We start from the raw sequence: 6,593 nt of genomic DNA, 5'->3' as shown, positions 1-6,593 counted from the left end.
TTTAATGCCTCTTCCACCGGGACACGACTGCTAAGCTTATCCACAATTGCTGATGCCAAAATCAGCAATCCGCCCTGGGTCAATTTTCAATCGGCAGGGTGGGTCAGTTTTCAATCAGCGCCAACACCAATGCCACTAAGGCCAACCAGACTGAACGTTTCGGCAGTCGACTTGAATCCATCGTGGTAGCGCTGTGCACCCGAAAGCGAGTGTAGATGTCTGACAGTGTCTGGAGAGGTCGGGTTGCGTCCGACGTACCCTCGTCGAACCAGCAATGAAAATACGGACTCCAGATCAATATGGACCAACAGAGGCTGAACCACCGTCCTCAACCGGTCGATACAGTGGATCCGAGTCGAACGGTCAAGGGCGAGCTCTTCTGGATCAACAGGACGGGGAAAATTCGAGATCAGTTGGATTGCTACCTCTTCTGAGAAGATAGGTGGCAGCGCTTCGATGAGCGGATTTCCCGCGTAGTCCGCTATCGCCTGCTTGGTGTAGCTTGCGAAAACTTGGGCGCCTTTCATTAGTTTTGTCCTGGGCGGAGTCGTTTGAGCATATCGATGACCTGAGCGCTGCGAGGGCCGGCAAAGTTCTCCGAGCGTTCTGGGGCGGTCTCTGCCTTTTGCCCAGGCGGGTCAATCCTCACACCCTCTGGCACATGGGCGGTCTCCCGCTCCTTGAGGCGTTCAACAGCGCGGTTCTCACGAATATTTCCAATCATCTCGGCCTTGGTCGCAGGGACTGGCTCTTCTTTTCGCTCAGCCATCGCACCACTGACGATTTGATTAACCTCCTCTAGAAGCGAAATCCGACTCTCCAACTCAGCGCGCTTATGAGCCGGTGGAGCCTGGCGGTAAGCTTCGAGCAGGTCGAAAATTTCATCGGATCGATAATCAGCATACTTGTGATCGGACTTACGCAAATCGCAACGGATGAACTGTTTGTTGTCGCCCCGGATCCAAATATGTGCCGCGGAATTTGGATCATACCAACACTCTATAGACCAAACCCCGCGGCTACGGGCTTTCGCAAACCAGTTGTTCTCGATCGCTACATCACAGACATAGTGCATCCCTCGGAATAGCACACCACCCTTTTGCACCGTTGCTTGCTCGCGCGGAAGCAAATGTAGATAGACCAGCTCGTCGGGATGATTGTTTGGTTCGACGTGGCCATTTTCCAACGCCCAAGTCCAAATACCTACCGGCGTCGGGTCGACACCGTCGTTCATCATCTCTTGAGTGAGCCTGTCGGGCTGCCGGTTGAAGCGGTTATAGTGAAGGACACACTGGATGATGATCTTAGTGAACTCTTTCATGCTCAGCGTCGCGTCGAGTCGGTAATCTCGCTCGCCACGCTCCTTCTCCCTAGCCGCTACGCCACCTGGTAGCCACCTGATGCCCGTCAAATCGTTCAGGATACCGAACCGACTCTCCACCATCGACTTCCAGTCCGGCCGGTAAGGCGGAGCGATTCCCAGCTCGATATTCAGGCCAGTGGCAAGACCTTCAGCTGCTTTCCCCAACATTTCGCCTCGATCAGCGTAGATGTGATGTGGGAGGTGGTGACAAGCCCATTCCTCGGGACCGATTGTGACCCCGTTGGTAGCGCAAAACTGAACCTTCGAAGTGAAAGCGTTGAACAGCGCTTGCCTGGCTCCGTTCCAGCTCGGCCCCTCCAACCCGATGTAGAGACCGACGATCATGCCGGAGAAGCTATCGATAACGACGTACACCACCGGCCGTCCAATGAGCATCCGTCTGGAGTAGCCGTTTACGAGATAAATGTCGGCAATGGTGGCATCGATCTCAAACTGATGGCAGGGGCCGCGAAGCCAGTCACGCACGGTTCCAGAAAGGGGGCGGCAATCTTTTAGCCAGTTCCGCATTCCCTTACGCCCACGTTCAGTTTCAACTTCGTCGAAATATTGCTTTCCCCAATAATCGAACTGCCTGAAGGAAGGAATTTCCGAATCAGGTAAGAGGCGACCACCCGATTCTGGATTTTTCGACAAGTCTTTCGCTGTGTAGAACCTCCTAAGCATCTCGACATAGGCGTTGGTTATCGTAGAAGTCTGATCCCCCACAAATAACGAGTAACCGATACGGATACAGCGCTTATCCACGGCATCAATAAGCTTGGTCGGCGAAACGGCAATACCTTGGTATCGTGGTTTCCTGCCAGGCGGTTTTGCGGGATCATACTTGCGCTCAGGAACTCCGACGCCTGCGTAGTTTTTCAAGAGCGCATTTCGAACCTGGCCATTGATCCAGTAACGGTACAGAAGTCGATAGATACTCTTGCGCTGCATTCCAAGCTCAACAGCTCTAGCGCCCACCATTCGCCCCATCTCACCGGGAGCAAATATCTGACCTGGGTAATCTGAGTCGATCAGGGGCGCGATGATGTTCCACTTTTCATCCCTTTCCCGCTTCTTTTTCTCATCCAGGTCATCCTCTAGCACTAAGAGAAACTCAGGCGTAACAATCTTGGCTGGCTTCGTATCGCCTGCTATGACGGAGCCGCGAAGCTCTTCCAAGCCCAAACCAATCGGTTGGCGTGGCGAGTCTGTTAATTGGATCAAAACTACCGCATCGTATCGCTCATTGAGATACAAGACCCTAACGATGCCAGGCACGACGGAAAACTCAGTGACCGGTTCAAAAATATCATTGACTTGGACTTTCATGATAAGCCCTCCGCTGCCAGTGAAATTTTTATTGGGCTTTCGATAATTTCAAAGGCTGGTAGTGGTGCAGTCATTTGAATGGGAGTACCAACCAAATCTACCTTGATCGACTTGGCCCATATCAGGTGATGATATAAAGCCCGAGAATCTTGATAGGAGATAAATAAACGTGCGGCAATCTTTCGCAGACTTTCAGCAGTACTCCACGGGTACGGACGGCAGTTAGCTAAATGCTCCAGAAAATCTGAGTGTAATGAGGGCTCTGCCAAGGCGCGCGGCAGCTGAGCGAACTTCCTGAGCAAGCCTAAATTCTTGATCAAATCGGGACTGAACATTTCTTCAGTTACAATGGCCCAATCAACGTGTTGACCGGCCCAGAAACGCTTTTCGACCTCAAGTTTTTCCAGCGTTCTCCTGGCTTGTTTTCCTTCGAGGTCGCTGCGGTATTTGATTGTTCGGGCTACGGATTTAAAGCTGCCATCGGACTTTTTTATTGTTAATAAAAAATCCGTGGTCATAACGTAAGGAAGCACTGTCTTCGGATACTTGGGGTATCGCACTCCGATAGAGCTAGCGATTGCTTGAGCACTTTCTCGCGGCAGCAATGGATACTGCTCGCGTATATCCACAACATTTTCCGAGAACTCACATACCAAAAAATAGGCGCGTTCTAGGTCAGAAAAGAGGTGATGGAGGCGATCGATCTTCACACCTTGGATCTTGTGGGAGCGTCCTCTGGAAGGCACATCTTGGACGCGCAGCCACGGCAGATAACTGGCACCAGCTCCGCTACCGAATCCATTCGTAATGTGTCGTTGAATGTCTGTCTCTGACGAAAACCTACGACCGCGCAATGCTTCCTCCTTCGTCCGCCGGGATCGCCTCTCCTCGCTCTGAAAAAATAGTTATAGGAAAAAATCGTTCACCATCTGCCGATGGCATAGCGCTTTTTAGCCTACTCCCGGAGAGAAACGAAGCGGAAATTCTAGACCGATGGCTCAGCCCGGAAATGAAAACCCCCGTATTTACGGGGGTTTAGGCTTTGTGTCAATCTTTGTTGTGTCGTGTCAACCTTTATTGTTTTGTGTCAATCTTTATTGTTAGAAGCCAGCACCGCCACCGCCCTGTGGATAAGTCACTCCACAGTGACCGATTTCGCCAGGTTGCGCGGTTGGTCAACGTCTGTGCCCTTGAGCACCGCCACGTAGTACGAGAGCAATTGCAGCGGGATGGTGAACAGGATCGGCGACAGCACGTCGTGGATGTGCGGCATGTTCACCACATGGGTGCCTTCGCCGTTGCTCATGCCGGCGTGTTCATCGGCGAACACGATCAGTTGGCCGCCGCGGGCGCGTACTTCCTGCAAGTTGGACTTGAGCTTCTCCAGCAGCTCGTTGTTCGGCGCCACGGTAACCACCGGCATGTCGTTATCCACAAGGGCCAAGGGGCCGTGCTTGAGCTCACCGGCCGGGTAGGCTTCGGCGTGGATATAGGAGATTTCCTTGAGTTTGAGCGCCCCCTCCATGGCCACCGGGAATTGCGCGCCACGGCCCAGGAACAGGGTGTGATTCTTCTCGGCGAACAGCTCGGCAATTTTTCCCACGGTGGCGTCCATGGCCAGGGCTTCGCCTAGGCGTGCCGGTAAGCGACGCAATTCTTCCACCAATTCGGCTTCCACTCCCGCCGCCAAGGTACCGCGCACCTGGCCCAAGGACAGGGTCAGCAGCAACAGGCCCACCAGTTGAGTGGTGAAGGCTTTGGTCGAGGCTACGCCTATTTCGCGGCCGGCCTGAGTCAGCAGCGTCAGGTCGGATTCGCGCACCAATGAGCTGATGCCCACGTTGCAGATCGCCAGGCTGGCGAGAAAACCCAGCTCCTTGGCGTTACGCAGCGCCGCCAAGGTGTCGGCGGTTTCGCCCGACTGGGAAATGGTCACGAACAAGGTGTCGGGCTGCACCACCACTTTGCGGTAGCGGAACTCGCTGGCGACTTCGACTTGGCACGGGATACCCGCCAGTTCTTCGAGCCAATAACGGGCGACCATCCCCGCGTGATAGCTGGTGCCGCACGCGACGATCTGCACATTGCGGACCTTGGCGAACAACTCGGCCGCTTGCGGGCCAAAGGCCTGGACCAGCACCTGGTTCTGGCTCAGGCGACCTTCCAGGGTGCGCTGCACCACAGCCGGTTGCTCGTGGATTTCCTTGAGCATGAAGTGGCGGAACTCGCCCTTGTCGGCCGCTTCAGCACCGTCGCGGTACTGCACCGTCTCGCGCTCGACCGCTACACCGTTAACGTCCCAGATCTGCACGCTTTCGCGGCGAATGTCGGCGATGTCGCCCTCTTCCAGGTACATGAAGCGGTCAGTGACCTGGCGCAGGGCCAGTTGGTCGGAGGCGAGGAAGTTCTCGCCCATGCCCAGGCCAATCACCAGAGGGCTGCCGCTGCGGGCCGCCACGACGCGATCGGGTTGCTGTGCACTGATAACCGCCAGGCCATACGCGCCATGGAGTTCCTTGACCGTGGCTTTAAGTGCGACGGTCAGGTCGCCGAGGTCCTTGAGCTTGTGGTTGAGCAGGTGGGCGATGACTTCGGTGTCGGTATCCGAAGTAAACACATAGCCCTGGGCCTTGAGTTGCTCGCGCAGGGCTTCGTGGTTTTCGATGATGCCGTTGTGCACCACCGCCAGGTCGCCGGAAAAATGCGGGTGGGCATTGCGTTCGCACGGTGCGCCGTGGGTTGCCCAACGGGTGTGAGCGATGCCGAGGCGGCCAACCAACGGCGCTTCGGCCAGGGCTTGCTCCAGTTCGCTGACCTTGCCCGGGCGGCGGGCGCGTTCGAGGCTGCCGTCCTGGGTGATGACTGCCACGCCAGCGCTGTCATAGCCGCGGTATTCCAGGCGCTTGAGGCCTTCGACAAGAATGGCGGTGACGTTTCGTTCAGCGACCGCGCCGACAATTCCACACATGTTATTTCTCCTGGCTGGTAGCCGCGCAGATCACGTTGATGCCGCGGGCCTGAATCTGATCGCGAACCTGGGGGGCCAGGCGATCATCAGTAATAAGGGTATGGACGCTGCTCCAGGGCAGTTCCAGGTTAGGAATCTTGCGCCCGACCTTGTCGGACTCGACCATCACGATCACTTCCCGGGCCACCTCGGCCATTACCCGGCTAAGGCCGAGCAATTCATTGAAGGTGGTAGTGCCGCGTACCAGGTCGATGCCGTCGGCGCCGATGAACAACTGATCGAAGTCATAGGAGCGCAAAACCTGCTCCGCCACCTGGCCCTGGAACGACTCGGAATGAGGGTCCCAAGTACCGCCGGTCATCAACAGCACGGGCTCGTGCTCGAGCTCGCTCAAGGCATTGGCCACATGCAGGGAGTTGGTCATCACCACCAGGCCAGGTTGCTGGCCCAGCTCGGGGATCATGGCCGCCGTGGTGCTGCCGCTGTCGATGATGATCCGCGCATGCTCGCGGATCCGCGTCACGGCGGCCCGGGCGATGGCTTGCTTGATCGGAGAAACGGGTTGGGCCAGGTCACTGACCAGTTCCGAAGGCAGGGTGATGGCACCGCCATAGCGGCGCAGCAACAGACCATTGCTCTCAAGGGCGGCGAGATCCTTACGGATCGTCACTTCGGACGTTTCGAAACGCTTGGCTAATTCGTCCACACTGACTTCGCCTTGCTCATTGAGCAAGGCGAGGATGTTGTGACGACGCTGGGGTGTATTTCGTTTCGACATGGCGCTGATATGTTTCGTTTCGAAAGATAACGAAGGCAATCAAAACCTATCGAGTCGGAATCGTCAAGCGGGCGATGGAAGTTTTCTGAGGGGCGGAAACTAACGTAGGAGCAGCTCCTCTGCTCCCACATTAGTGGTATTGCGTACTAGGGCTG

General features: G+C 55.8%; 4 protein-coding genes and 1 pseudogene. All 5 read right to left on the bottom strand.

The window, feature by feature from the left end; translation table 11 throughout:
- Nucleotides 1–125 precede the first annotated feature (125 nt).
- Nucleotides 126–527 (bottom strand): annotated as a pseudogene (locus AC19YT_RS24730) (ATP-binding protein); the annotation flags it as partial.
- Nucleotides 527–2,692, bottom strand: coding sequence for a TnsB C-terminal domain-containing protein (locus AC19YT_RS24725; protein WP_050682850.1), 2,166 nt, complete (start codon nucleotides 2,690–2,692; stop codon nucleotides 527–529). The pseudogene AC19YT_RS24730 and the gene AC19YT_RS24725, both read right to left, overlap by 1 nt.
- On the bottom strand, nucleotides 2,689–3,546 hold the full coding sequence (locus tag AC19YT_RS24720) for a TnsA endonuclease N-terminal domain-containing protein (protein ID WP_050682849.1): 858 nt from the start codon (nucleotides 3,544–3,546) through the stop codon (nucleotides 2,689–2,691). The genes AC19YT_RS24725 and AC19YT_RS24720 overlap by 4 nt, the downstream gene beginning before the upstream one ends.
- A gap of 281 nt (nucleotides 3,547–3,827) precedes the next feature.
- Complete coding sequence (gene glmS, locus AC19YT_RS24715) at nucleotides 3,828–5,660, bottom strand: glutamine--fructose-6-phosphate transaminase (isomerizing) (RefSeq protein WP_500611188.1); 1,833 nt, start codon at nucleotides 5,658–5,660, stop codon at nucleotides 3,828–3,830.
- Nucleotide 5,661: 1 nt separating this feature from the next.
- Nucleotides 5,662–6,438: a DeoR/GlpR family DNA-binding transcription regulator gene (locus AC19YT_RS24710; protein WP_500611187.1), complete on the bottom strand. Its 777-nt coding sequence runs from the start codon at nucleotides 6,436–6,438 to the stop codon at nucleotides 5,662–5,664.
- Between the last annotated feature and the right edge of the window lie 155 nt (nucleotides 6,439–6,593).

This window comes from Pseudomonas sp. MF08875 (assembly GCF_059862525.1).
This window is presented reverse-complemented; position numbering and strand designations above follow the sequence as displayed.